The sequence below is a fragment of the Micromonospora sp. DT44 genome (genome assembly GCF_049841635.1).
Classification (GTDB): Bacteria; Actinomycetota; Actinomycetes; order Mycobacteriales; family Micromonosporaceae; genus Micromonospora.
This window is the reverse complement of record NZ_JBNCKS010000064.1, coordinates 1-23775: the sequence shown is the minus strand read 5'-3', so window position 1 is coordinate 23775 and position 23775 is coordinate 1. Positions and strand designations below refer to the sequence as shown.

Annotated in this window: 20 protein-coding genes; 4 read left to right on the top strand and 16 right to left on the bottom strand. The window is 73.7% G+C overall.

All coding sequences use genetic code 11. The features are described from left to right. Nucleotides 1-54 precede the first annotated feature (54 nt). From egtC to ACLQ25_RS27910, 5 genes are all read right to left on the bottom strand, one after another. The gene (egtC, locus tag ACLQ25_RS27930; protein WP_425733748.1) at nucleotides 55-801 is read right to left on the bottom strand and encodes an ergothioneine biosynthesis protein EgtC; all 747 of its coding nucleotides are present in this window, start codon (nucleotides 799-801) and stop codon (nucleotides 55-57) included. Nucleotides 802-829: 28 nt separating this feature from the next. Beyond that, entirely contained in the window at nucleotides 830-2167 is a 1338-nt protein-coding gene (gene egtB / locus ACLQ25_RS27925; RefSeq protein WP_425733747.1) for an ergothioneine biosynthesis protein EgtB, read from the bottom strand. A 104-nt stretch (nucleotides 2168-2271) separates the two neighbouring features. Beyond that, the gene (egtA, locus tag ACLQ25_RS27920) at nucleotides 2272-3507 is read right to left on the bottom strand and encodes an ergothioneine biosynthesis glutamate--cysteine ligase EgtA (RefSeq protein ID WP_425733746.1); all 1236 of its coding nucleotides are present in this window, start codon (nucleotides 3505-3507) and stop codon (nucleotides 2272-2274) included. Nucleotides 3508-3685: 178 nt separating this feature from the next. Then, nucleotides 3686-4507, bottom strand: coding sequence for a hypothetical protein (locus tag ACLQ25_RS27915; protein WP_425733745.1), 822 nt, complete (start codon nucleotides 4505-4507; stop codon nucleotides 3686-3688). Between the two features lie 16 nt (nucleotides 4508-4523). Beyond that, the gene (locus ACLQ25_RS27910) at nucleotides 4524-5231 is read right to left on the bottom strand and encodes an RNA polymerase sigma factor (protein ID WP_425733744.1); all 708 of its coding nucleotides are present in this window, start codon (nucleotides 5229-5231) and stop codon (nucleotides 4524-4526) included. 521 nt (nucleotides 5232-5752) lie between these two features. Between ACLQ25_RS27910 and ACLQ25_RS27905 the strand changes: the two genes are divergently transcribed. Both ACLQ25_RS27905 and ACLQ25_RS27900 read left to right on the top strand, forming a co-directional pair. Further along, nucleotides 5753-7123 (top strand): serine/threonine-protein kinase, encoded by a 1371-nt coding sequence (locus ACLQ25_RS27905; RefSeq protein ID WP_425733743.1) that lies wholly within the window; start codon nucleotides 5753-5755, stop codon nucleotides 7121-7123. Nucleotides 7124-7224: 101 nt separating this feature from the next. Continuing rightward, nucleotides 7225-8487: a nucleotide sugar dehydrogenase gene (locus ACLQ25_RS27900; RefSeq protein WP_396798009.1), complete on the top strand. Its 1263-nt coding sequence runs from the start codon at nucleotides 7225-7227 to the stop codon at nucleotides 8485-8487. A gap of 101 nt (nucleotides 8488-8588) precedes the next feature. On the opposite strand, the gene ACLQ25_RS27895 is transcribed toward ACLQ25_RS27900, so the two are convergent. The 4 genes from ACLQ25_RS27895 to ACLQ25_RS27880 all read right to left on the bottom strand — a co-directional run bounded on the left by ACLQ25_RS27895 (nucleotide 8589) and on the right by ACLQ25_RS27880 (nucleotide 13811). Next, the gene (locus ACLQ25_RS27895; protein ID WP_425733742.1) at nucleotides 8589-11075 is read right to left on the bottom strand and encodes an ABC transporter permease; all 2487 of its coding nucleotides are present in this window, start codon (nucleotides 11073-11075) and stop codon (nucleotides 8589-8591) included. A 147-nt stretch (nucleotides 11076-11222) separates the two neighbouring features. Further along, nucleotides 11223-11888, bottom strand: a complete 666-nt coding sequence (locus ACLQ25_RS27890) for a response regulator (RefSeq protein WP_425733741.1) — start codon at nucleotides 11886-11888, stop codon at nucleotides 11223-11225. Then, the gene (locus ACLQ25_RS27885; RefSeq protein ID WP_425733740.1) at nucleotides 11885-13090 is read right to left on the bottom strand and encodes a sensor histidine kinase; all 1206 of its coding nucleotides are present in this window, start codon (nucleotides 13088-13090) and stop codon (nucleotides 11885-11887) included. The genes ACLQ25_RS27890 and ACLQ25_RS27885 overlap by 4 nt, the downstream gene beginning before the upstream one ends. A gap of 22 nt (nucleotides 13091-13112) precedes the next feature. Continuing rightward, entirely contained in the window at nucleotides 13113-13811 is a 699-nt protein-coding gene (locus ACLQ25_RS27880) for a DUF305 domain-containing protein (RefSeq protein ID WP_425733739.1), read from the bottom strand. A 140-nt stretch (nucleotides 13812-13951) separates the two neighbouring features. Between ACLQ25_RS27880 and ACLQ25_RS27875 the strand changes: the two genes are divergently transcribed. Together ACLQ25_RS27875 and ACLQ25_RS27870 are read left to right on the top strand one after the other, a co-directional pair. Further along, entirely contained in the window at nucleotides 13952-15400 is a 1449-nt protein-coding gene (locus tag ACLQ25_RS27875; RefSeq protein WP_425733738.1) for an LVIVD repeat-containing protein, read from the top strand. A gap of 126 nt (nucleotides 15401-15526) precedes the next feature. After that, nucleotides 15527-16753 (top strand): SLC13 family permease, encoded by a 1227-nt coding sequence (locus ACLQ25_RS27870; protein WP_425733737.1) that lies wholly within the window; start codon nucleotides 15527-15529, stop codon nucleotides 16751-16753. 6 nt (nucleotides 16754-16759) lie between these two features. Here ACLQ25_RS27870 and ACLQ25_RS27865 read toward each other — a convergent pair whose 3' ends face one another. From ACLQ25_RS27865 to ACLQ25_RS27835, 7 genes are all read right to left on the bottom strand, one after another. Next, entirely contained in the window at nucleotides 16760-17236 is a 477-nt protein-coding gene (locus ACLQ25_RS27865; RefSeq protein WP_425733736.1) for a DUF1203 domain-containing protein, read from the bottom strand. 98 nt (nucleotides 17237-17334) lie between these two features. Further along, entirely contained in the window at nucleotides 17335-18162 is an 828-nt protein-coding gene (locus ACLQ25_RS27860; protein WP_425733735.1) for a MerR family transcriptional regulator, read from the bottom strand. A 53-nt stretch (nucleotides 18163-18215) separates the two neighbouring features. Beyond that, nucleotides 18216-19817: an asparagine synthetase B family protein gene (locus ACLQ25_RS27855; RefSeq protein WP_425733734.1), complete on the bottom strand. Its 1602-nt coding sequence runs from the start codon at nucleotides 19815-19817 to the stop codon at nucleotides 18216-18218. Between the two features lie 4 nt (nucleotides 19818-19821). Then, a complete protein-coding gene (locus ACLQ25_RS27850; protein WP_425733733.1) occupies nucleotides 19822-20778 on the bottom strand; it encodes a DUF5715 family protein in 957 nt (318 codons plus the stop codon). Between the two features lie 138 nt (nucleotides 20779-20916). Next, entirely contained in the window at nucleotides 20917-21714 is a 798-nt protein-coding gene (locus ACLQ25_RS27845) for an isocitrate lyase/PEP mutase family protein (RefSeq protein ID WP_425733732.1), read from the bottom strand. Further along, nucleotides 21711-22736, bottom strand: a complete 1026-nt coding sequence (locus ACLQ25_RS27840) for a cytochrome P450 (protein WP_425733731.1) — start codon at nucleotides 22734-22736, stop codon at nucleotides 21711-21713. The genes ACLQ25_RS27845 and ACLQ25_RS27840 overlap by 4 nt, the downstream gene beginning before the upstream one ends. Nucleotides 22737-22808: 72 nt before the next feature. After that, a complete protein-coding gene (locus ACLQ25_RS27835; protein WP_425733730.1) occupies nucleotides 22809-23552 on the bottom strand; it encodes an ArsR/SmtB family transcription factor in 744 nt (247 codons plus the stop codon). Nucleotides 23553-23775 lie beyond the last annotated feature (223 nt).

Here is a 23775-nt window from a genome sequence, read left to right as displayed (position 1 = left end):
GCCCCCGCCTCTTTCGTGGTCGTCAGACACCTCGCGTAGCCCGGCCGGCAACGCTCATCCGGCCGGCAGCCCGCACACCCGCACCTCGTCCGCAGTGGCGGTGACCAGGCGCTGCTGCGGCACCGGCCGCCACCCGGCGTCGTCGTCGTGCGGCTCGGACGCCAACACCACCGAGCCCGCGCCCGCGCGCACCGACAGCGCGTGCCCGACCGCCGTAGCCACCGCCCGCCGTCCGTCGGTGAGCAGCAGATTCAGCCGCGACCCCGGAGCGGCGGCGGCGACCTCGACCACCGTCCGGCCGACCGCCTCCGCCGGGTCGTCGCCCGCGCGCAGCCGATGCCGTACCAGCGCCCACAACAACGCCGAGTCGGTGGCCGCGTCCAGGGTCAGCAGGTCCCGCACCGGCAGGCCGGCGGCGAGCGGCACCATCGAATCGGGCCAGCCCCGGATCACACCGTTATGGCTGAACAACCACCGGCCCTCCGCGAACGGCGCCGCCGCGCCGTCGACCACCGCCATCCCCACGGTGGCCGACCGGACCGCGGCGAGCACCGCGCCGGCACGTGTCACCGCCGCCAGCTCGGCGATCGTCGGGTCGCTCCAGATCGGCTGGGCACGCCGGTACCGCACCGGAGGACCATCGTCCGGATACCAGCCGACGCCGAACCCATCGGCGTTGATGGTGCCGCCGCCGCGCATGTCACGCGGCGCCCAGGACTGACGGACCAGCGCGTACGCCGGCTCGAACAGCAACGCGGCCACCGTGACCGGCGGGCCGAGGTAGACCAGGTGACGACACATCAGCGCACCCCGCCTGGCGTCGGGCGCCTCACTGCGGCGACTCGTCCGGACCGGCGTCGCGGGCGCAGCGGAAGCCACTGAAGATCTGCCGTCGGATCGGATAGTCCCAGTTGCGGAACGTCCCCCGGCACGCCGACCGGTCCGTGCCGAACGAGCCACCGCGCAGCACCCGGTGGTCGTCGCCGAAGAACACCTCGGAGTACTCGCGGTACGGGAACGCGGCGAAGCCGGGATGACCGGTGAACGTGGTCGACGTCCACTCCCACACGTCCCCGATGAGCTGGTGCACACCCAGCGGCGAGACGCCGGCCGGGTACGCGCCCACCGGCGCCGGCCGCAGGTGACGTTGGTCGAGGTTGGCGTGCGCCTCAGTCGGGTCGTCGTCGCCCCACGGGTAGCGGCGGGACCGCCCGGTCGCCGGGTCCCACCGCGCCGCCTTCTCCCACTCCGCCTCGGTCGGCAGACGCTTACCGGCCCACGTCGCGTACGCCTGCGCCTCGTGGAAACACACGTGCACCACCGGCTCGTCGGGGCGTACGGGGTCCCAGCGGCCGAAACGCCGGTACGCCCAACCGTCACCGTCACGACGCCAGTGCAGCGGCGCGACCAGTCGCTCGCGCACCCGGTGTTCCCAGCCCGCCGCGCTCCACCACCGCCGGTCGGAGTAGCCGCCGTCGGCGATGAACGCCTCGTACGCGCCGTTGGTGACCGGTGTGGCGTCGATGACGTACGCGGGCAGGTGGACCTGGTGCGCGGGCCGTTCGTTGTCCAGGGCCCAGGGATCGGTGTCGGTGCCCATCGTGAACTCTCCGGCCGGCACCAGCACCTCCCCGCCGGCCCGGACGGCCGGCTCGGGCGGCGGCGGGGCGTGCAGGACCGCCGCGCCCGCGCGCAGCTGGTGGGTCGCGAGCATCGTCTCGTCGTGCTGCTGCTCGTGCTGCACGATCATGCCGAAGGCGAACCCGTCGGCGACCAACGGCCGGTCGGTGAAGCTCACCGCGTCGAGCAGGTCGTACACCTTGTCGCGGACCGTGCCCACGTAGGCGCGCGCCTCCGCCGGTGGCAACAGGGGCAGCCGCGGGCGGTCCCGGCGGGGCTGCTTGAACGCGTCGTACAGGTCGTCGATGTCGCAGCGGACCGGCTCACGGCCGCCCACGTCGCGCACCAGCCACAGCTCCTCCTGGTTGCCGACGTGCGCCAGATCCCAGACCAACGGCGACATCAGCGGAGAGTGCTGACGCATCAGGTCGTCGTCGTCGACCGCCTCGGTCAGCAGGGCCGTGCGGGAGCGGGCGCGCGCCAACTCCTGTGCGATCCGCCCCCGCAACAGCTCACCGTCGGCATGCCCCGTCGTACTCGCGCTCACCGTCGAACCTTTCGTTCGCGACTGCGGGGCTCGCAGACCCGGCTCACTCTTCGCGCTCACCGTCGCACCTTTCGTTCGCGACTGCGGGGCTCGCTCTCGCGCGCTCACCGGTCGACCCTTGCGATGGCGGCGAGCCGCCGCCGTATGCCGTCGTGGATGTCGTCGTCGGTGCCGGCCGGCAGGCCCAGGCGCGGTAGGGCGGCCAGGGCCAGGTCGAACAGCGCGGCCGCCGCCGCGGCCAGCGCCGGGTCGGCGAGGCCGTGCCGGGCGGCGGCCGACCAGCGGTGCGCCACCGGCGCGCCGATCGTGTACGCCGCGCGGACGGTGCCCGCGTCGGCGAACAGCGCGCTGAGCACCGCCAGCGGTAGCCGCCAGTCCAGGTCGGGTTGGGCGTCCAGATACCGCAGCTCCAGGTAACCGCGCGGGCGCACCGGCGGGAAGAGGGTGCTGACGTGGTAGTCGAGGTCGTCGGTGGTGGGCGGGCGGGGCAGCGCGCCGTCCAGCCAGTCGGCGAAGGTGACACCCGGTGGTGGGGCCCAGTCCTGGCCGGGCCGGCGCAGGCACAGCAGCGGCGCGGCGAGCACGTAGCGCGCCCAGGCGGCCGGCGGGTCGTCGTCCGCGCGCTCGGGTACCCACACCGGGCGGGTACGCGCCGGATCGATCGCCAGCCAGGCGGCCATCCGCGCGGATGCCCAACCGGTGTGCCGCCCGGCGTGCCGACCCGCCGAGGCGAACGCCGCGAGCAACGGTGGGCCGACGGCGTGCGCCGCCGCCCAGCGCGGGGCGACCTGGTCCGGTTCGCCGATGTCGAGGCACACCTGCAGGCCGGCGGTGCTGTACATCATCGTCCGGCCGGCCGGGCCGCGCCGGTCGAACACGCGGCGCATGGCGCGGTAGCGGGGAGTGTCCAACACCGGGCGGGGCCGGCGGTGCGGGTCGATGCCGCTGCGCCCCAGAGTCAGCCCGGCGGCGGCCAGCAGGCCGGTGACCTGGGCGATGTCGGCCTCGGTGGCCTCGATCAACGCGCCGGCCGAGGTGCGCGGCGGGGTGGAGATCTCCAGCTGGCCGCCCGGTTCGAGGGTCACCGTGCCGCCGTGTCGCAACGGCTCGGCGGGGCTCGCCGGATCCAGCGTGACGGGGCTGTGCCGCCCCAGCGCCGTCCGCAGCCGCGCCGGGTCGGCTCCTCGGGTGGGGTCGGCGGCGTCGTGCACGGTCCATTCCAGTTCGACGCCGGTGTACGTGGGAGGGCCGGTCTTGAAGCAGATACGCGCGAGGTGTCGGCTCGCGGCGGCGGATTCGCGCAGAATCTCGCTCTGGTCCAGCTCCGGCGACGTCACCATCGGTGCAGCCTCCCTCGTCGTGCGACGACCGCGTGCGCCGTGTGCGTCAGCTCCGCAGCACGGGTGCCACCGTAGACCCGGCCACCGACACTCCCCTGCCAGCGTCGACGGACCACCAATCCCTGTCTAACAGACGCGTTTCCCGGTGCAGGGCAGAACGAACCGCGCGCCCGTACGCTCAGTCGCCGGCCGGGCCGGCCGGGTGCGAGGGCTTGGCCTTGACCTGACCGGGTGGCGTCGCCCGGGCGGACGGCTCCCCCGGCGGCGACGGCGACGGCGACGGTGGAGCGGACGGGGACGGCGACGGGGGCGGTGGGGACTTCTTCTCGGGCACCAGCCGCTGGCAGTACTCCTCGACCGCGCCGATCCCGCCGGCGGCCGTCACCAACCGCTCGAAGGCCGGCGTTCGCAGCGCCTTCTCCCGCTGCTCGGGCTTCTTGGCCCGCCAGGCCCGGCACAAACCGTGCACCTGACCGTTCGGCGGCGCTCCGATCGACGGCGAGCCGGACACCGAGGGACGGCCGGACGGCGTCGAACCGCTCGGCGCGACGGACCCGGTCGTCACGTGCGCGCTGGCAGTGGGTGGCGCGCTACTCGGTGCCGGCGGCGGCAGCGGTTCGGGTGCCTTCTCCAACCCAGCAGCGGCGAATGCGACGCCAGCGGTGGCCGTCGCCGCCAGCGCGCCGATCCACGCCACCGCGCCGGTCGTGAGCCGCAGACGGCGTGGCGGCCGGGCCACGGCGGGCGTCGGGGCGGCGCGGACGGCTCGGAACGCGGACAGCGCGGCCTCCTCGCCCGCCATCTCCGTCGGCCGGGCCGGGCCAGCGGCAGCGGCGAGCAGCCGGGCCAGCGGCTCGGTCCCGGAGTCCGGCGAAGCCCCGGACTGCCGGACGTTCGCCGCACCCGGGTCGGCGATGTCCCGCGGAGGCGCGGAGGCGCCGTCGAGGAGCCGTTCGGTCTCGGCACGGCCGGCACGCCGGTCCGGCCGGTACGGGTTCATCCGGAATCCCTTCACGTCAGCCCTCCGCCTGCTCGGCAGGTGAGGTCTGCCGGGAACGCCCGATCCGGCGACGAGGGGGCGGAACCACCTTGGCGCCGACCACCGGCGGGCCACCGTCGACCGGTGCGCTCGACGTGTCGGGCGCGAGCAGCGGGGTGGTGGCGTCGCCGTCGACCGACGGCGTCGGTTCGGTCTGCCTGTCCAGCAGGGTGGCGAGTCGCCGCAGACCGCGGTGGGCGGCGGTCCGGACGGCGCCAGCCCGGCGGCCGAGCACCCGGCCGGCGGACTCCGCGTCGAGCCCGATCACGGCCCGCAGCAGCACCGCCTCGGCCTCGCGGGGTGGCAGCGTGGCGATCAGCGCCAGCGCCGCCTCGGTGCTGATCGTCTCGTCGGCCCGCTCGGCGGTGTCGCCGTCGCCGGCCAGTTCGGTGAGCGCCTGCACCGGTACCGGCAGCGACGGTCGTCGCCGCAGCCGCCGCAGGTGGTCCATCGCGCGGTTGCGGGCGATGGTGACCGTCCAGGCGCGGAACTCGCCGCCGGTGAAGGTGGGCAGGTCGCGGGAGATCTGTAACCAGGTCTCCGACGCGACGTCTTCGGCGTCCGCGCCGACCAGGGCGGTCAGGTACCGCAGCAGCCCCGGCTGGAGGCTGCGATAGAGGTAGCGGAAGGCGTCCTCGTCCCCGGACTGCGCGGCGCTGACCGCGTCGGACAATTCGCCGGTCATCGGCGGCCCACGGGCCGCCCGGAGCGGACCGGCACGACACGGGTCGGCGTCGTGCGCGCACGGAGAACCGCCGCCCTCACCCGCTCCCGCACCCGCACCCGCACCGCCCCCGCCGATTTTGATTCGGGCCCGCGTCCGGGCACCGGCCGGGGTGTCCACACCCGTCGATGGCCCGGAACGGGCTGCCCGTCTGCGCTCCGAGCCGGGCTAACGGTAGGAGGGGACGTTTCCTGCGACAAGTTGGGATCGCATTACAGAAGAGTGACAATTATCAAGCCCTCTGTCCGGCGTGCCGCCGTAACGGACGACGCCCATCGGGCGCTCCCCGGGTCAGGTGAGCGTCCTCGGCGGCGCCCGGGCTCGCGTACGCCGAAATGTGTCGGCTTTTGTGACCTGGCGTCATCGGCGCGTCACACACCGGCCCGACCGCCGGAGGCCGCCCCCGGCGGACCGACGGGTGCGGCCCCGCGCCGGGTCCACCGCAGCGAGCCGTTGGTCGCCACTCTGGGTACGGTAATGCTGTGTTGTCATCGGAGGTCGTGCTCAGCGGTCGGTACCGCCTGGACGAACGTGTCGCCACGGGCGGCATGGGCGACGTCTGGCGTGCCTCTGACCTCGTCCTCGGCCGACAGGTCGCGGTCAAGGTCCTGCTGCCGGCGCTGGTCTCCGACCCGGACTTCATCGCCCGCTTCCGTGCCGAGGCGCGGATCATGGCGGCGTTGCGGCACCCCGGCATCGTGCAGGTGTACGACTGCGGGGAGGACGACCTGCCCGACGGCGGTCGAGCCGACTACCTGGTCATGGAGTTCGTCGAGGGCGAACCGCTGTCCAAGCGGATCGAGGCCGCCGGTCGCCTCGACGTGGCCGAGACGATGTCGATCGTCGCCCAGGCGGGGCACGCGCTGGGCGCGGCGCACCGCGGCGGCATCGTGCACCGCGACGTCAAGCCCAGCAACCTTCTGGTGCAGGAGGACGGCACGGTCGTCCTGGTCGACTTCGGTGTCGCCCGCTCCACCAACGTGACCAGCATCACCAGCACCAACGCGGTGCCCGGAACGGCCCTCTACATGGCGCCCGAGCAGGCCGCCGGCCGGCCGGTCAGCGGCGCCACGGACATCTACGCCCTCGGCGCGGTCGCGTACTGCTGTCTCACCGGAGGCCCGCCGTTCACCGGTGACAACCCCCTCCAGGTCGCCGTCCGGCACCTCGACGACGAGCCCCCGGAGCTGCCGCACGACATCCCGGAGGCGGTCCGCGCCCTGGTGTCGCGGGCCCTCGCGAAGGACCCGCTGGACCGCTTCACGAGCGGCTCGGCGATGGCGGAGGCGGCCCGCACCGCGGTGACCGGCGGCGAACCACCGACGGCGCTGGCCTCGTCGGTGCCGCTGCGCGAGGCCGGTCCGGGCACCCGCACCGACGTGCCGGTCGGCGCGGCGGTGGCGGGCACGTCCGACGCGGGACGCCCGCGACGCCGCGGGCCGCTGGTCGGTGCCGCAGTGGCCATGCTGGTCGCCCTGGTCGGCCTCGGCGCGGCCCTGGGCGCGGCGCGCAACACCGGCCACGATCCGGCCGTCAAGCTGCCGACGGTCGCGCCGACGCAGGGGCCAACCGAGCAGGTGGAGTTGCCGGCGGCGAACGAGCAGATGACCAACGACCCGGGCCGGCCGAACCGGCCGACCGTCCCGGACACCACGACGTCCGCGTCGGTCAGCGCCACGCCGAGCGTGCAGCCCAGCCAGTCGGCCAGCTCGCCATCGCCGACGCCGAGCGCGACCACCGCGCCGCCGCCGAGCGACCCGCCGAAGACCCCGTCGTCGCCGAGCAACTCGCCGGCGACCGAGCCGAGCGCCTCCACCGATCCGTCGACCGGCTCCGGGGACGTAGGCGGCTGATCAGCCGTCCCACCAGCACCGATATCCCCAAAACGGACTTACGACGCCGAAAACCGCTCTAGGCTCTCCGCAGGTCATTTCCACCGTCTGCGGGAGCCCTGGTGAGCGCTGAGAAGCTGGTCGTGATCGGTCAGGGGTACGTCGGACTGCCGCTGGCCATGCGTGCCGTCGAGGCGGGCCTGGACGTCGTCGGCCTGGACGTCGACGCCGACCGGGTGAAGCGGCTCGTCTCGGGTGAGTCGTTCGTCGAGGACATCCCCACCGACCGGCTGGGCCGGGCGCTGGGCAGCGGCCGGTACCGCCCCAGCACCGACTACACGGACGCCGAGGGTTTCGACGTCTGCGTCATCACCGTGCCCACCCCGCTGCGCGACGGCACCCCGGACCTGAGCTTCGTCGAGCAGGCCGGTATCCGCGTCGGCCCGTACGTGCGGCCGGGCTGCACGGTCATCCTGGAGTCGACCACCTACCCCGGCACCACCGAGGAGCTGCTTCGGCCGCTGTTGGAGTCGGCCAGCGGGCTGACCAGCCCCGGCGACTTCCACCTCGGCTACAGCCCGGAGCGGATCGACCCGGGCAACCCGACGTGGCGACTGGAGAACACCCCGAAGGTGGTCTCCGGGATCGACGCGGCGTCGCTGGACCGGGTGCAGGGGTTCTACCAGCGGCTCGTGGAGCGCACCGTCGCCGTCGACTCCACCCGGGTGGCCGAGTTGACCAAGTTGATCGAGAACACGTTCCGCCAGGTCAACATCGCGCTGATCAACGAGCTCACGATGCTCTCGCACCACCTCGACATCGACGTCTGGCAGGCGATCGACGCCGCCGCGACCAAGCCTTTCGGGTTCCTGCCGTTCCGGCCCGGCCCCGGCGTCGGCGGGCACTGCCTGCCGATCGATCCGTGCTACCTGTCCTGGCAGGTCAAGCGACGCCTCGGCCGGCAGTTCCGGTTCATCGAGCTGGCCAACGACATCAACCACGAGATGCCCGAGCACGTCACCCAGCGGATCATGGCAGGGCTCAACCGCACCGGCCGGGCGGTCAGCGGCGCGCGACTGCTGCTGCTCGGGCTCGCGTACAAGCGGAACACCGGTGACATGCGGGACTCCCCCGCGGTCGACGTGGCCCGCCGTCTGCAGGCGCTCGGCGCCGAGGTGCACGCGGTCGAGCCGTACGCGGAGGCCCACCAGATTCCCGCCGGGGTCGCGGTCGTCGGGCTCACCGAGCGGGAGGTGCGGGCCGCGGACGCGGTCGTGGTGGTCACCGATCACGACTGCTTCGACTACGACCTGGTGGTGCGGCACGCCCGCTACGTCTTCGACACCCGCAACCGGTGCTCCGGTGAGGTGGTCGAGCGCCTGTAGGGCGTGCCCCGGACCCGGCACCGCTGGCCGGTCCCGCCGCCGGGATGACGGCGGGGCCGGCCGGCGGATGTCGCTTCGGCCACCCGTGGACGATCCGACGGTCACTGGTCGGCGAGCGCCTCGACGACGGGCCGCGACAGTGCCCGGCGGGCCGGAAGCACCGAGGCGAGCAGAGCGGCCAGCACCGCCACGCCGAGGATCGACCCGAGCTGGCCGAGTGGCAGCACCACGTGGAAGTCCCCGCCGAGGCGGGCCAGCAGCGCCATCCCGGCGGCGCTGACGCCGGTGCCCAGCCCGATGCCGAGGATCGCGCCGACGAGCGTCATGAGGATCGCCTCGACCGCGAGCATGGCCCGCATCCGGCCGCGGGACAGCCCGACCGCCCGCAGGACGCCGTTCTCCCGGGTGCGCTCGACCACCGACAGGCTCAGCGTGTTGGCCACGCCGACGAGGGCGATCACGACGGCCAGGCCGAGCAGCGCGGTGACGGAGGCCAGCAGCATGTCCACCGTGCCGGTGAGCATCTTCTTGTACGCGCCCTGGTCCATGAGGTTCGCCGTCGGATAGCGGGCGAGCACGGCCTCGATCGCGGCGCGGGCCCGTTCGGCGCTCACGCCGTCGGCCGGGTCGATCTCGGCCAGGAAACCCCGTTCGCGGGGAAAGAGCACCGCGAAGTCCCGGTCGTCGAGCTCGATGATGTGTCCCTCGGGCGCGGCGCTTCCGACCATGGCCGGCGCGTCGTCGGCCACCACCGCGGCCACCCGGAACGCCCGCCCCTCGATGGCGACGGTGGAACCGACCTGCCAGCCGTGCGCCCGCGCCAGTTCCTGGTGCACCAGCACCTGCCCCGGCCCGAGTCGGTCGAGGTCGCCGGCCACCACGGCGGACAACGTCCGGCCGACCAGCGCCGGGTGGGCGGCCCGGACCTCGATGTCGCCGGTCACGACGCTGCGCTGCTCGTGCACCACGCCCAGTTCGGGGCGCGCGGCCAGCTCACCGGCGAGCGCGGCGGGCAGATTCTGGCCGATGCCGCTGACCACGAAGTCCGTCCCGATCTCGGCGTCGACGCTGCGTTCGATGCCGTCCTTGGTGCTGCGCGCGCCCACCACGAACGCCGACACCAACCCGATCCCGATGACCAGGGCGGTCGCCGTCGCGGCGATCCGACGCGGGTTACGGACCGCGTTCGCCACCGCCAGGCCGACGGTCATCCCGAACACCCGGCGGGCCGGCCAGCCGATCAGCCGGACCAGCGCCGGGACGAGCACCGGGCCGAACAGCACGATGCCGAAGAAGGCCAGCACACCGCCCACGGCCACGAGGAGCACCTGACCGGCGTCGGCCGCGCCGGCCAGCGCCGCGACTCCCGCGCCCAGCACCACCGCGCCGAGGGCCAGCCGCGCCCGGCCCGCTCCCCGGGCGGGCTGCACGGCGGCGTCGGTCAGCGCGGCCACCGGGGCGACCCGGGTGCCCCGCCAGGCCGGCAGCAGGGCCGCGGCGACGGTGAGCCCGGTACCGAGCAGCAGGCTCGTCAGCACGGTCGAGCCGGCGACGGTCAACCCGCCGGAGAGCGGCACGTCCAGTCGGGACATCAGCAGCCGGAGTCCGCCGGCGAGAGCCACCCCGAGCACGACGCCGAGGGCGGAGGCGACGAGGCCGAGCAGCGCCGACTCCAGCAGCGCCGCCCGGAACACCTGCCCCCGGGTCGCGCCCACCAGGCGCAACAGCGCGGTGCGGCGGGTGCGCTGCGCCAGCACGATCGCGAAGGTGTTGGCGATCACGAAGCCGGCCACCACCACCGCGACCCCGACGAAGATGAGCAGCAGCAGCAGGAACTGGTTCAGATTGCGGACGGCGTCCTCGACGGCCTCGTCAAGGATCTGCTGGCGGCCCTTCACGTCGGCGTCGGCGCTCCCGACGGCCGCGCGCAGCCGGTCGGCCAGCGCCGCCTGCGCGGGGCCCGGCCGGGCCGCCACCATGATCCGGTCGTAGCCACGCCCGCCGGTGACCGCGAGCGCGTCCGCGCCGACCAGGCCGATGAACGGGCCGCCGACGTCGCGGACGCTGCCCGCCACGTCGACCGTGCCGACCAGGGTGTACGGACGGGCCGCCCCGCCGGTCCCGCCGACGAGAACTGAAGCGCCGAGGGTGAAGCCCTCCTTCGCCACGGTCGGCGCGTCGAGCACCACCTCGCCCGCGCGGTCCGGGAGGCGACCGGCGACCACGTCGTACGAGCGCAGGGCCGTCTCGGTGGGGATGGCGGCGAGCACGGCGTAGCCGAGCACCGGTCGCCCGTCCGCGCCGAGGAGCCCGCCGTTGCCGAGCAGTTCACCGGCCGCAGCGGCCACACCGTCGACCGCACGGACGTCGTCGACCAGCCTCGCCGGGAGCGGCCCATCGCCGTCGGGGTAGACGCCCAGGTCGGTGTGCCGGTCGAAGGCGCCGGCCCGCTGGTAAGCGCCCGCGCGCATCCCGTCCACGACGATGAGCGTGCCGGCGACGAAGGCGACACCGAGCACGACGGCGAGCGCGGACAGCAGCATGCGCAGCGCATCGGCGCGCAGCGTACGCAGGGTCAGGCGGATCATGTGCGGGCTCCCGGTGCCGGCGCGGATCGGACCCCTCCGACGCTATGGCCGGTCCGGACGGATCGATCTCCACCTGCGCTCTCGACCCGCGTACGCCACAGGTGGTGCACGGACGCGCCGGCCGTACGACCGCGGTCGTACGTCGGGTCAGCGCCCGGGTGTGACCAGGCCGCTCTCGTACGCCAGCACGACCGCCTGCACCCGGTCGCGCAGCTGCAGCTTCGCCAGGATCCGGCCGACGTGGGTCTTCACCGTCGCCTCGGCCACGTGTGCCTTGGCGGCGATCTCGGCGTTGGACAGCCCCTGCGCGACCAGCAACAGGACCTCCCGCTCCCGCTCGGTGAGCTGGGCCAGCCGGGGGTCGACGGTCGGGGTGACGCCGAGCTGGCCGGCGAAGCGGTCCAGCAGCCGCCGCGTGATCGACGGGGCGACCACCGAGTCGCCCCCCGCGACCACGCGGATGGCGTCCAGCAGTTCCTCCGGCGGAACATTCTTGAGCAGGAAACCGCTCGCGCCGGCCCGCAGCGCGGCGAACGCGTCGGCCTCGGTGTCGAAGGTGGTCAGCACCAGCACCCGGGGCGGACCCGACGGCCGGTCGGCGCAGATCCGGCGGGTGGCCTCGACCCCGTCCATGGTCGGCATCCGGATGTCCATCACCACGACGTCCGCCTCGGTGCGGGCCAGCACGCGCAGGGCGTCGGCGCCGTCGATGGCCTCCCCGACCACCGCCAGGTCGGGCTGCGAGTCCAGCACCATCCTGAATCCGGCGCGCACCAGCGCCTGGTCGTCCACGATCACCACCCGGACCGTCATGCCGCGATCACCTCCGCTGAGGGCTCTGACGGTAGCGGGAGCCGTACCCGCACCTGCCAGCCCCCGGTGGGTCGGGGGCCCGCGGTGAGGCTGCCGTCGTACACCGCCACGCGCTCGCGCATGCCGAGCAGACCGTGACCGCCCGGCGGCGCCGGACTGACGACCGGGCGGCCCCGACCGTCGTCGACGACCCGGACCTCGACGGCGTCGGCGGAGTACGTCATCCGCAGGTCGACGGTGGCGCCGACACCGGCGTGCTTGAGCGCGTTGGTCAGCGCCTCCTGCACCACGCGGTAGACGGTCAGCTCCAGGCCCGGCGGCAGGGCCGGTGGCTCGCCGCTGACGGCGTCCCGGACACGAAGTCCGGCGTCGCGGAAGCGGGCCAGCAGGTCGGGCAGCTCGGCCAGGGCCAACCGACGGTGCTCCGGGTCGGCGGCCACGACGTCCGCCCCGGCGGGGCCCGCGGCGCGCAGGACCCCGACGAGCCGCCGCATCTCCTCCAGCGCGGAGCGGCCGGTGTCGGCGACCACCTTCACGGCGGCGCGCGCCTGTTCGGGGTCGCGGTCGAGCATGAAGCGGGCACCGTCCGCCTGGACGATCATCACCGCCATGCTGTGCGCCACCACGTCGTGCAACTCGCGGGCGATGCGGGTGCGCTCCTCGGCGACCGCCGCCCGCGACTCGGCCTCCCGCTCGCGTTCCAGGGTGGCGGCGCGCTCCTCGAGGCTCAGCACGTAGAGGCGGCGGGTCCGCACGTTGAGCGCGACGAGCCAGACCGCGCCGGTGACCAGCGCGTACCACAGCGCGGTCACCCACCAGATGATGACGCCGGGGGTCTGCGCGGCGGCGAGCAGCACGCCCACGGCCGCGACCGCGCCGGCCAGCACGCCGTCGCGCAGCCGCCGGCCGTACTTCACGACGCTGTAGAGCGCGATCAGGACGGCGACGTCGAAGGCGAGCGGACCCCAGCCGGCGATCACCTGGACCAGGGCGAGCGCCGCCACGACGACGGTCACCGCGCTCGGGTGGGTGCGGCGGAACAGCAGCGCCGCCGCCATGCCCACGCCGACGCCGGTGGCGGCCCAGCCGCCGGTCTGCGACACCGCCGAGGCGAGACCGACGAACGCCACCACGCCGGTGACGGCCACGTCGAAGGCGACGCCGCGCAGGGGGCGGCCGAACAGCGTGCGTCTCACGGTCACCCAGCGTACGGGCCGTCGACGGTCAGGGCGGCGTCAGCTCGCGCAGGCGGTTGATCTCGATGGCCTGCTCGGTGGCGAGTGAGGTGGCCAGCTCGTTGAGGGTCGCGTCGACCCCGACCGACAACAGGTCGGTCGCCATGGTCACGGCGCCCTGATGGTGATCGGTCATCATCGTGATGAAGAGCCTGTCGAACTCGACGCCCCGGGCGGCGGCTAGTCGCCGCATCGCCTCGGGGGACTGCATCCCGCGCATGCCGGCGTGGTCGTGGCCGGGCGCCGTCTCGGGCAGCCCGCGGGTGGAGAGCCAGCCGCGCAGGACCTTGATCTCGGGGCCCTGGCCGGCGCGGATCCGGTCGGCGTACGCGCGGATCCGCGGATCGGCCGCGTGGTCCGTCGCCAGTGTGCTCATCTCCAGCGCCTGCTCGTGGTGCGGGATCATCATCTGGACGTAGACGGTGTCCAGGCCGTTGAAGCGGGGTGGGCTGTCGTCGCGCAGCTCGTGCGCGGACCGGGCGACGGCCGGCTCCCCGGGGCGGCCGGGCACGAGGACCGGCGGCGGTGGTGGACCGGTCGGGCCGGTCGTCGGCGTGGGCGTCGCCGAGGCGGGCGCGGCGGCCGGCGGGCCGGGTTCACCGGCGGCGCGGATGGCCAGCGCCACCAGCGCCGCGACGATGGTCGCCGCTATGACGACGGCGAGTAACCGACCACGTCGGACAGTCATGCCGCACTCCCCTCAGGTCGAGGTCGCAGCGATCCTATCCATTGACGAGCCGACGTAGATGTGACCCGGGTCACATCGATGATCTCCGAGGCTCGGTAAGGTACCGACAACGTCATCTCCCCTTTCGAAGGGCGCCGCCAATGATCAAGTTGGCCACCGCACGGCTCCGACAACTCCGCATCGTCAGCCTGGCCGCGACGGGCCTGCTGCTGACCAGCGTCGCCCTGGCGACACCGAGCAGCGCGCAGGAGGCCGCACCGGTCGCACCGGCCGCCGCCAGCGACATCCCGGGCGTCGACGAGATCCGCAGCAGCCCCAACCTGCGGCAGATCGCCAACCTCCCCAAGCAGGCGCCGTTCGACACGACGGCCGCGCTCAACAGCGACATGGCGTTCCAGGGCAAGTACGCCTTCGCCGGCAACTACAACGGGTTCGTCATCTACGACATCTCCCGGCCCAGCGCGCCCACGATCACCGCGCAGGTCAACTGCCCGGGCTCGCAAAACGACATCTCCGTCTACGGCAACCTGCTGTTCGTCTCCACCGACTCGTCGCGCAGCGACGACTCGTGTGCGAGCGTCGCGCAGCCGGCGTCGGTGAAGGAGTCCTGGGAGGGCATCAAGGTCTTCGACATCAGCGACAAGGCCAACCCGCGCTACATCAAGTCCGTCGAGACCGCCTGCGGGTCGCACACCCACACCCTGGTGCCGGGCAAGGACCGCAAGAACGTCTACCTGTACGTCTCGTCGTACAGCCCGCGGGCCGAGTTCCCCGACTGCCAGCCGCCGCACGACTCCATCTCCATCGTCAAGGTGCCGGTGAAGAAGCCGACCGAGGCGGCCGTCATCTCGACGCCGAACCTCTTCCCGGACGGCGGTTTCCCGGGCAGCGAGACCGGCTCGGCGACCACCGGCTGCCACGACATCACCGCGTACCCGGCGAAGGACCTGGCCGCCGGCGCCTGCATGGGTGACGGCATCCTGCTCGACATCAAGAACCGCGAAGCGCCCCGGCTGATCACCCAGGTCCGGGACACGGTCAACTTCGCGTTCTGGCACTCGGCCACCTTCAACAACGCCGGCACCAAGGTCGTCTTCACCGACGAGCTGGGCGGCGGCGGCGCGGCCACCTGCAACGAGACCGTCGGCCCCGACCGGGGCGCGGACGCCGTCTACGACATCACCGGCCGCGGTAACGCGCGGAAGCTGGAGTTCCGCAGCTACTACAAGATCCCCCGGATCAACGGCGACACCGAGAACTGCGTGGCGCACAACGGCTCGCTGATCCCGGTGCTCGGGCGGGACATCATGGTGCAGGCGTGGTACCAGGGCGGCATCTCGGTCTGGGACTTCACCGACTCGCGCCACCCCAAGGAGATCGCCTACTGGGAGCGCGGCCCGCTGTCCGCCACCCAGGCCGTCACGGGCGGCGCCTGGTCGACGTACTACTACAACGGCAACATCTACTCCAACGACATCCAGAAGGGTCTGGACGTCCTGGAGCTGAACGACTGGCGGACCTGGTCGGCGAACCTGACCCGGTTCAAGGAGTTGAACGTGCAGACCCAGCCCGGTTACCTGAGCTGGTAGAACTGGCGCGCGACCCGGGCCCGGCCTCTCCTTGAGAGGCCGGGCCCGGCCACGTCAGGTGGGCCTGGTCACCCGGGCCGGGGGTTGACGAGCGCCTGACCGGGCGCTGTGTCAACGTGGTCACCTGTGAAGTCTGCCGCCGGCGCGCCGCCGGCTCCGCCCGAGCCGACCGCGCGCTGGCGTCCCCACCCGCTCGACGTGGTGGCCGTCGTCCTCGCGGTGGCCGGCGCGGTCTGCGCGCTGACCGGGCTGCTACCCCGCGCCGAGACCACGGGCACCCTGCACCGCATCCTGCCGCTGCTGCTCTTCCTCGGCACCGTGATCGTGCTGGCCGAGCTGACCGCCGTCGCGGGCGTCTTCGACGTGCTCGCCAGTCGGCTGGCCATCGCCTCCCGGGGCCGCTGGGCGGCGCTGTTCCTGCTCTGCGGCGGCCTGGCCACGGTGACCACCCTCGTGCTCAACCTCGACACCACCGCCGTGCTGCTCACCCCGGTGCTGCTCGCTCTGGCCCGCAGCCTGCGCGTCCCCGCCGGACCGCTCGCGGTCACCACGGTCTGGCTGGCGAACACCGCCAGCCTGCTGCTGCCGGTGTCGAACCTGACGAACCTGCTGGCCGCCGACCGGGTCGGCCTCACCCCACTGGCGTACGCCGAGCGCATGGCGCTGCCGCAGCTCGCCGCCGTGACGGCCACCATGGTGCTGCTCTGGTACGCCTGGTGGCGGCGGGAACGACCGGACGGCGGACGCTTCGTCCCGCCGGCCCCGCACGTGCCGGCCGACCCGGTGCTGCACCGCACCGCCCTCGCCGGCTGCCTGCTCTTCGTCGCCGGCATCCTCGCCGGGGTGGAGATCGGGCTCGCCTCCACCGTCGCCCTCGCGCTGGTGCTGGTCGGCTTCGTGATCCGCTCCCCCGCGACGCTGCGCATTCACCTGGTGCCCGTACGACTGCTGCTCTTCGTCGTCGGCCTGTTCCTGGTGGTGCAGACCCTCGGCCGGCACGGGCTCGACGACCTGGTCGCCGGCCTGGTCGGCGCCGACGGCGGCGCAGTCGGCGCGTTGCGTGCCGGCGGCACGGGTGCGCTGCTGGCGAACGCGGTCAACAACCTGCCGGCGTACCTGGCCGGCGAGTCGGTGCTGCCGATCGTCGACCACCCCCGCCTGCTGGCCCTGCTGATCGGCACGAACGTCGGCCCACTGGCCGCACCCTGGGCGTCGCTGGCCACCCTGCTGTGGTTCGAGCGGTGCCGGGCGGCCGGGGTGACGGTGCCGGTGCGACGGTTCGTGCTGACCAGCGCCCTGCTCGCCGTCGTCGGCACCCTCGCTGCGGTCGGCGCGCTGCTCCTGGTCGGCTGAGGGCCGTCACCCGGCGGCCCGCTCCACCACGAACATGAAGCAGCCGTAGATCACGTTGCGGCTGTGCAGTCGGTGTACCTGCGGGTCGGCGAACAGCTCCGCGATCACCGCCTCCGGGTCCGTGCCGTCGTGCAGCCGGCCACCGCAGATCCGTCCCTGCCGGTCGTACGCCCGCAGGACCTGGGCCCGTCCCCGCCAGCCCGGCGGGTGGCCGCCGCCGTGGTCCGGGCCGGGGCAGGCGGCGGCGTGCGCGAAGACCGGCCCGATCTCCCGGTACGCGACAGCGGCGATCGGCGGGGCGTACCCGAAGAGCAGCACCGCCTCCCCCGCCTCCGCGTCGCGCAGGCAACACCGCAGCGGCTCCCCGCCGCCGGCTAGGCGCCCTTCGACGCGATGGCCGGCGGCATCTCGGCCGGTACGACGGACGAGCTCCAGCGCCGCGGGCGGCACAGCGTGGATGAGGAAGGTGGCGGTGGTCGTCATGCGTCCAGCCTGCCCCGGTGCCGGTACGGGTGCTGGCGGTGATCGGACCTGGTGCTCGGACGGCCCGGGCACCAGGTCCGACGCGAGGGCGAGCGCTGTCAGGCGCGGTCGACGGCGAGCTGAAGCTCGGTCACGCCCTGCTCTGGGGAGTCCTGGCGATAATCCAGGTACACCTCGCGGGCGAACCCGTCCGGGCGGTACCCGTTGTCCTCGATCCACCGGGCGAGCGCCTGGACGCTCCGGTCGGCGTCGTCCATCGAGCCGTGATGCACAATCGTCGCGGCCGTCCCGACCGCCGGCAGGTCCCGCACCGTCACGTCGGGAACCGCCGTGACCTCACCGCCGACGCTCACCCCGGCGTGCACCACCACCGCCTCGCCCTCGCCCTCGGCCGGCTCGTACCAGGCGATGGCCGGCCCGGACGGGGTGATCCCGGCGGCGTCGAGCCGGCGGAACAGCTCCGGGTAGAGCGGCTGGATCACCGGACCGATGTGCTGACTTTCGTAGCTGGGCGCGACGGCGGTCAGCTCCGCCACGCGCACCGGCGCGATCTGCTTGAGTACGACGTCCTGGTTGGTCATCCGACCCTCCGATTCGATCATCCGGAGCCTCGCCTCGACCGCCGCGAGCCGGGCCGTGTCGGCGGCCAGCCGGGTGGCCAGCTCGCTGCGACGCAGCCGCAACATGCCGCGCAGCTCGGCGGTGTCGACGGTCTCGTCCAGGATCGCCCGCACCTGCTCCAGGGTGAGCCCCAGGTCCTTGAGGGCGATCACCCGGTTGAGCCGACGCAACTGCTCGGCCCGGTAGAAGCGGTAGCCGGTGTGCGGATCGACGCTGGCCGGGTGAAGCAGGCCGATGCTGTCGTAGTGACGCAGCATCCGCACCGACACGCGGCCCAGTCGAGCGAAGTCTCCGATGGTGAACATGATCCCCTCACGCTGGTCCCTGACACGGTGTCAGAGTCAAGCGTCGGGCGGGGTCAGCCCACCGGTGAGCGGCGGGGCGGACGGGGTCCGACCAGCCGGCGGACCATCGGCGCGGCGTTCCACTTCGCCGCACCGACCAGGTCACGGGCGTGCTCCAGGACCGTGTAGTCGGGCCGGTTCATCCCGTCGGCGATGGCCCGGTCCAGGTCGTTGCCGCACCCGCTGAGCACGGTGTCGAAGTCGCGGCGGACCGGCTCCAGCAGGTCGTAGCCGAACGACCGGTGCATCCGGGCGAAGAGCGGCTTGTAGAGCCGCACCCGCTCGTGCAGCCCGGACGAGTACGACATGGGGTGCTTCGGCCGCCGCACGACGTAGTCGGGCAGCACGTCGGCGAACGCCCGCCGCACGATCCACTTCTCCTGGCCGTCGCGCACCTTGAGGTTCAGGGGCAGTCGCATCGCCAGCTCCACCACGCTCAGGTCGAGGAACGGCACCCGCGCCTCCACCCCGTGAGCCATGGCGGCCCGGTCGACGCGCTGCAACTCGGTACGGCAGAGATTGCGGATCCGGTGCAGGAACAGCCGGCGGGACGCGATCGGGTCGACCTGGCGGTACATCGGGTACCCGCCGAACAGCTCGTCGGAGCCGTCGCCGGTGAGTACCACCTTGACGCCCAGGTCACGCAGCCGCCGAAAGATCGGCACCGACACGACGGCGTTGATGATGTCGCCGTACTCGGTCAGCTCGGAGATCCGGATGGCCTCCCGGACGTCGGCCAGCCGGATGTCACGCGGGCGCAGCTCGACCACGACGTGCGGCACGTCGAGGTCGGCGGCGAGCCGACGGGCGTACGCGACGTCGGGGCTGTCCGGCACGCCGACCGTCACCGCCACGCAGTCCGGGTGGATGTCGCGTACCTGCCGCAGCGTCAACGAGCTGTCCAGCCCACCGGAGAGGACGACGCCGACGGTCAGGTCGGTCTCCACCCGCATCCGGATGGCGTCGGTCAGGGCGGCCCGGACGAGCAGGGTGGCCTCGTCCGGGTCGTCGATGACCGGCAGGCCCTCGCCGATGGTGAGCAGGTCGACGTACGGGCGCAGCCGCACGGTCCCGTCCGCCTCCGCCCAACCGTGGTGCCCGGGAGGCACCTCACTGACCGGGGCGTGGTGCCCGACGAGCGCCTTGACCTCGGAGGCGAGGTGCAGGCACCCCGGCCGCCGGGACCAGTACAGCGGTTTCACGCCGAGCGGGTCACGGGCCACGTACGCCCGGCCGGTGGCGCGTTCGACGACCGCGAAGGCGTACTCGCCGCGCAGGCGGGCCACCGCCGACTCGCCCCACTGCTGGAACGCCGCCAACAGCACCTCGGTGTCGCTGTCGGTGCGGAACACCTGCCCGAGGCGGGTGAGCTGGGCGCGCAGCTCACCGTGGTTGAAGATCTCGCCGTTGAAACAGAGCAGCCACCGCTCGTCGGTCGACGTCCAGGGCTGCACGGCCCGCTCGCGGTCGACGACCCGAAGCCGGCGGGTGCCGGCGAGCAGTCCCGTCTCACAGCGGGTCTCGGTGACCTCGCCGCGCGGGGCGAGGACGGCGAGCATCCGTCGGAACGTCGCCGGGTCGGCCTCGGGGCCGAGGCTGAGCGCTATGCCGCACACGGTCTCAGACCCCCATCTCGGCCTCGTACGCCCGGCGCAGACGATGCCGGGCGGTGGGCGCGAGGCACAGGTGCCAGGCCTGCCCCTCGTCGATCACGTTCAGGTCGCCGGCCTCCTGGCGGGCCAGCAGCAGCTCGGCGAGGGCGTCGCGCGCGCCGAAGCGCGTGAACCAGGCCAGCTCGACGTCGACCGAGTAGCCGAGGCAGTGGCCGCTGGGCAGCATCGCCGCGTAACCCAGGCGGCGCAGCCGGTACTGGTGCTCGGTGCTACGGACCAGGCTCGTCACCCACAGCGGCGGGGTGCCCGCGGGCGCGGCGGCGGCGAACTCCCGGCCCAGTTCGTTGAGCAGCGCCACCACCTCCCGGCGGGCGCGACGGAACAGCAGACCGGCGGTGCGCGGGGTCACGTCGGGGCGCAGCCGCCGGCGTAGTCCGCGCGCCGCCCGGCCCAGCACGGTCGCGGGTTGCTCCTGGTAGCGAAAGCGCAGCAGGTCCCGGCGGCGCAGCCACTCCAGGTCGACCAGTTCCGCGCTGCCGTTGACCTGGTCGTCGGTATGGAACACGGGGGCGTCCTGCCACCACAGCACGTCGATGCGGGAGAGCAGGTAGATCCGGACCAGCGCGGTGAGGTCACGTGCCGAGGTGCGCTCGTTCGGCTGGTAGCGGGCCATCTCCAGCAGCAGCGTCTCGCGCGCGCCGAGCAGGCCCTGCGGGGTCGCGTCGAGCACGGCCGCCAGGGCCGGTTCGCGCAGCCGCTCGTCGACGAGCACCTGACGTGCCCGGGTGCTGGTGGCGTCGGCCAGGGCCCCCACCTCGACGAGCAGGTCGGCCACGGCCGCCCGGTAGGCGGCGAGGTCGGGGGCGGCGCTGGGCGTGCGACGCGCGGCCATGCCGGAGGGTCGACGGCGAGGTGGAGCGGTGGGCGAGGGCTGCTGCCCCGGACTACGGCTGGGCACTCGCATGACGGGGTCCCTTCTCCGGCCACGGCGCTGAGTGAATCGCCCTGAAAACACCGTAATCACCGAGACCTCGCGCGGATCGAACAAACCTCTGATTTACCCCCGAACGGACGAGACGACCACCGGAGGCCGGCGGGACCGTCAGTCGCCGTCCGCCGGCACCAGGTCCTGCACCTCGGCGTACGACGGCAGGTCCGCCGGTGCGGTGCCCCCTCCAGCGCGGACCGCGTCGGCGGCGGCGATCGCGGCACCCAGCGCGGCCCGGAACAGCAGGGAGCCGGTGCTGACCCGGCCCACCCCGGCGTGACCAAACTCGGTCAACCCGGGCCCGCCCGGCTGGTACAGCGCGTTCACCGGCGCGTCGAGCCGCTCGGTGAGCAGGCGCAGCGTCGCCCCGTCGACGACGCCTGGCACGAAGATGCCGTCCGCGCCGGCCGTCCGGTAGGCGTGGGCTCGACGGAGGGCCTGCGGCAGCGGGTCGGGCACGTTCAGCCACCACGTGTCGGTGCGCGCGTTCACGAACAGGTCCGGCACCGCCGCCTTCACCGCCGCGATCTTCTGCGCGACGCACTCGGGATCGGAAAGGGTGCCGTCGGAGCGCCCGTCCTCCAGGTTGATCCCGACCACACCGAGGGCGGCCAACTCCGCCACGTACCCGGCGACCTCCACCGGGTCGTCGCTGAACCCGGCCTCGACGTCGACGCTGAGCAGCACCGGCAACCGGGCCAGCCGACGGGCCAGGGCCAGGGTCTCCTCGGCGGTGGCCGCCGCGCCGTCGGGAAGGCCCGCGGTCGCGGCGACCCCGAGGCTGGTGGTGCCGACCGCCGGATGGCCACGCGCGGCGAGCGCCGCCGCCGAGGCGTGGTCCCAGGCGTTGGGCAACAGCAGGGGACGGCCGGTGTGGTGCAGGGCATGGAACGCGGCACGACGCTCGATCATCGGACGCTCACCTCCACAGTGGTCGGAATGCGCAGGGTCGGGTGCGGCTCGTGGCACAACGGCGTCGGGGTACGCCGGCAGCGTTCCCGCAGCCCGTCGAAAACCCCGCTGGCCAGCGCGAGGGCATGCCGGTCACCGGGGCAGCCGCGCTCCCCCGCGCCGAAGGTGAGCAGACCGCCACCCGGCCGGTCGGGTCGGAACGCCTCCGGATCGGGGAACGCCAGCGGGTCACGGTTGGCCGCGTCGAAGCGCAGCAGCACCGGGCTGCCGGCCGGCAGGTCCCGTCCGCCCAGTCGTACCGCGTCGACGGTGACCCGTCGGGTGGCCCGGACCGGCGGATCGAGGCGCAGCACCTCGACCAGCAGGTCGGCGGTCCCCGCCGTGGTGGGGACCGCCGGACGCAGCAGGTGGTGGACGGCGACGCCGATCAGGCCGGCAGTCGCGTCGCACGACTGGACCAGCAGACCGATCAGGTTGGCGCGAACCTCCAGCGGGGCCGGCGGGCAGCGCGCCAGGAGAACCGCGACCGCCCGGTCGGCCCGCGCGGTCAGTGCCGGGTCCACCCCCGGGTGGTACGCCGCGGCGACGACGGCGACCGCCGTCGCGGCGGCTGCCGGGTCGGCGAGACCGAGGCGATGGGCCAGCACCCGCAGTGGCACCGGCCGGGCCAGGTCCCGCATCACCTCAAGGTGGCCACCGGCCCGGTCGACGAGAGCGACGGTCAACCGGGCCGCCTCCTGGCGCAGCTCGTCCGGGTCCAGCTCGGCCAACGCCCGCACCCCGATCGCGCGGCGCCCGGCGTGCCGCTTTGGCGGGCTGAACCTGCTCACCGAGGCGCGCAGCCAGGCGAGCGTGCCGGGCGGACCGCTGTCGACGGCTGGCACCTGGAACGCAGGATCGGTCAGTGCCGCCCGGACGTCGGCGTGCCGGGTGACGCACCACCCGCTGCCCGGCTCGAAGGTGGGCGGGCCGCACGCCGGCGTTCCCGTACTGGGCGCGATGTCGGACCAGGTGTCGATCACCGCTCGACCGTAGAAGCCCAACGGTTCGCTCCCCGCCGAACAGTCCCGCACCGCGGCGCGGCGGCCGAGGGCTCAGGCTCGGCCGCTCGACGGCGCCGAGGGCGTGCCGGGGATGAGGGTGCTCACGGGCACGCCCAGGCTCTCGGCCAGGGCCGGGCGGCCAACCGGGGTGAGGCGTACCGCCCGGCCGGTGACCTGAGTGATCCAGCCCAGGTCGGTGAAGCGGTGGCGAAGTGCCACGCCGAGCGCGCCGGCGAGGTGCGGACGGCGTTCGGTCCAGTCCAGGCAGTCGCGGACCACCGGCCGGCGGGCGACGCGCAGCACGTCCACCGGTACGCCCAGCCCGGCCGCCCAGGCCCACCCGCCGGGCGTCAGCGCCAACCCGCTGGACCGGTCGAGCCGACCGTCGGCCACCAGCGCGTCGTACAGCAGCACGCCCAGCCGGCCGGCGAGGTGGTCATAGCAGGTCCGGGCGTACGCCAGGGCTGCGGTGGCATTCGCCGCGCGCAGTGACGTGGTCGGCGCGGGCGGGGCCGGCGCGTGCCCGGCGAGGTCCTCGATCAGCCGGGCCACCGACGGCCCGGCCAGACGCAGGTAGCGGTGCCGGCCCTGCCGTTCCTCGACGAGCAGCCCACCCCGGACCAGGCGGGTCAGGTGGTCGCTGGCTGTCGACGGGGCGACGCCGGCCCGCCGTGCCAGCTCTCCGGCCGTCCAGGCGCGGCCGTCGAGCAGCGCCACGCAGATCCCCGCGCGGGTGCCGTCGGCCAGCAGGGCGGCCAGCTCGGCCATTCTCCGACCGTCGGTGCCGATACTCATCGACCCAGTCTAGGAAGGCACCACCGGCCGCACGCGGAGTGGCCGCGGCGATCGGTGGCTGTTCAGCAGTGCGATCCTTGGCGTGTCGTACCGCTCAGCAGCCACCGATCGCGGGCGGCACGGGGACGCTAGTGTTCCGTCTCGTGAATAGCTAGCCGTAGTAGTAGACTCTGGATGTGACACGTGCTGCCGCACCACTGGTGCTCGAAACCGGTCAGCGGGA

Bases quoted from the DNA above. Each gene is read 5' to 3' on its own strand.
- ACLQ25_RS27845 (WP_425733732.1), bottom strand. From the start codon at position 21,714: ATGATCGAGCGTCGTGCCGCGTTCCATGCCCTGCACCACACCGGCCGT.
- ACLQ25_RS27865 (WP_425733736.1), bottom strand. From the start codon at position 17,236: ATGACGACCACCGCCACCTTCCTCATCCACGCTGTGCCGCCCGCGGCG.
- ACLQ25_RS27850 (WP_425733733.1), bottom strand. From the start codon at position 20,778: ATGCGAGTGCCCAGCCGTAGTCCGGGGCAGCAGCCCTCGCCCACCGCT.
- ACLQ25_RS27875 (WP_425733738.1), top strand. From the start codon at position 13,952: ATGATCAAGTTGGCCACCGCACGGCTCCGACAACTCCGCATCGTCAGC.
- ACLQ25_RS27910 (WP_425733744.1), bottom strand. From the start codon at position 5,231: ATGACCGGCGAATTGTCCGACGCGGTCAGCGCCGCGCAGTCCGGGGAC.
- ACLQ25_RS27880 (WP_425733739.1), bottom strand. From the start codon at position 13,811: ATGACTGTCCGACGTGGTCGGTTACTCGCCGTCGTCATAGCGGCGACC.
- ACLQ25_RS27915 (WP_425733745.1), bottom strand. From the start codon at position 4,507: ATGAACCCGTACCGGCCGGACCGGCGTGCCGGCCGTGCCGAGACCGAA.
- egtA (WP_425733746.1), bottom strand. From the start codon at position 3,507: ATGGTGACGTCGCCGGAGCTGGACCAGAGCGAGATTCTGCGCGAATCC.
- egtC (WP_425733748.1), bottom strand. From the start codon at position 801: ATGTGTCGTCACCTGGTCTACCTCGGCCCGCCGGTCACGGTGGCCGCG.
- ACLQ25_RS27860 (WP_425733735.1), bottom strand. From the start codon at position 18,162: ATGTTCACCATCGGAGACTTCGCTCGACTGGGCCGCGTGTCGGTGCGG.
- ACLQ25_RS27835 (WP_425733730.1), bottom strand. From the start codon at position 23,552: ATGAGTATCGGCACCGACGGTCGGAGAATGGCCGAGCTGGCCGCCCTG.
- ACLQ25_RS27890 (WP_425733741.1), bottom strand. From the start codon at position 11,888: ATGACGGTCCGGGTGGTGATCGTGGACGACCAGGCGCTGGTGCGCGCC.
- ACLQ25_RS27895 (WP_425733742.1), bottom strand. From the start codon at position 11,075: ATGATCCGCCTGACCCTGCGTACGCTGCGCGCCGATGCGCTGCGCATG.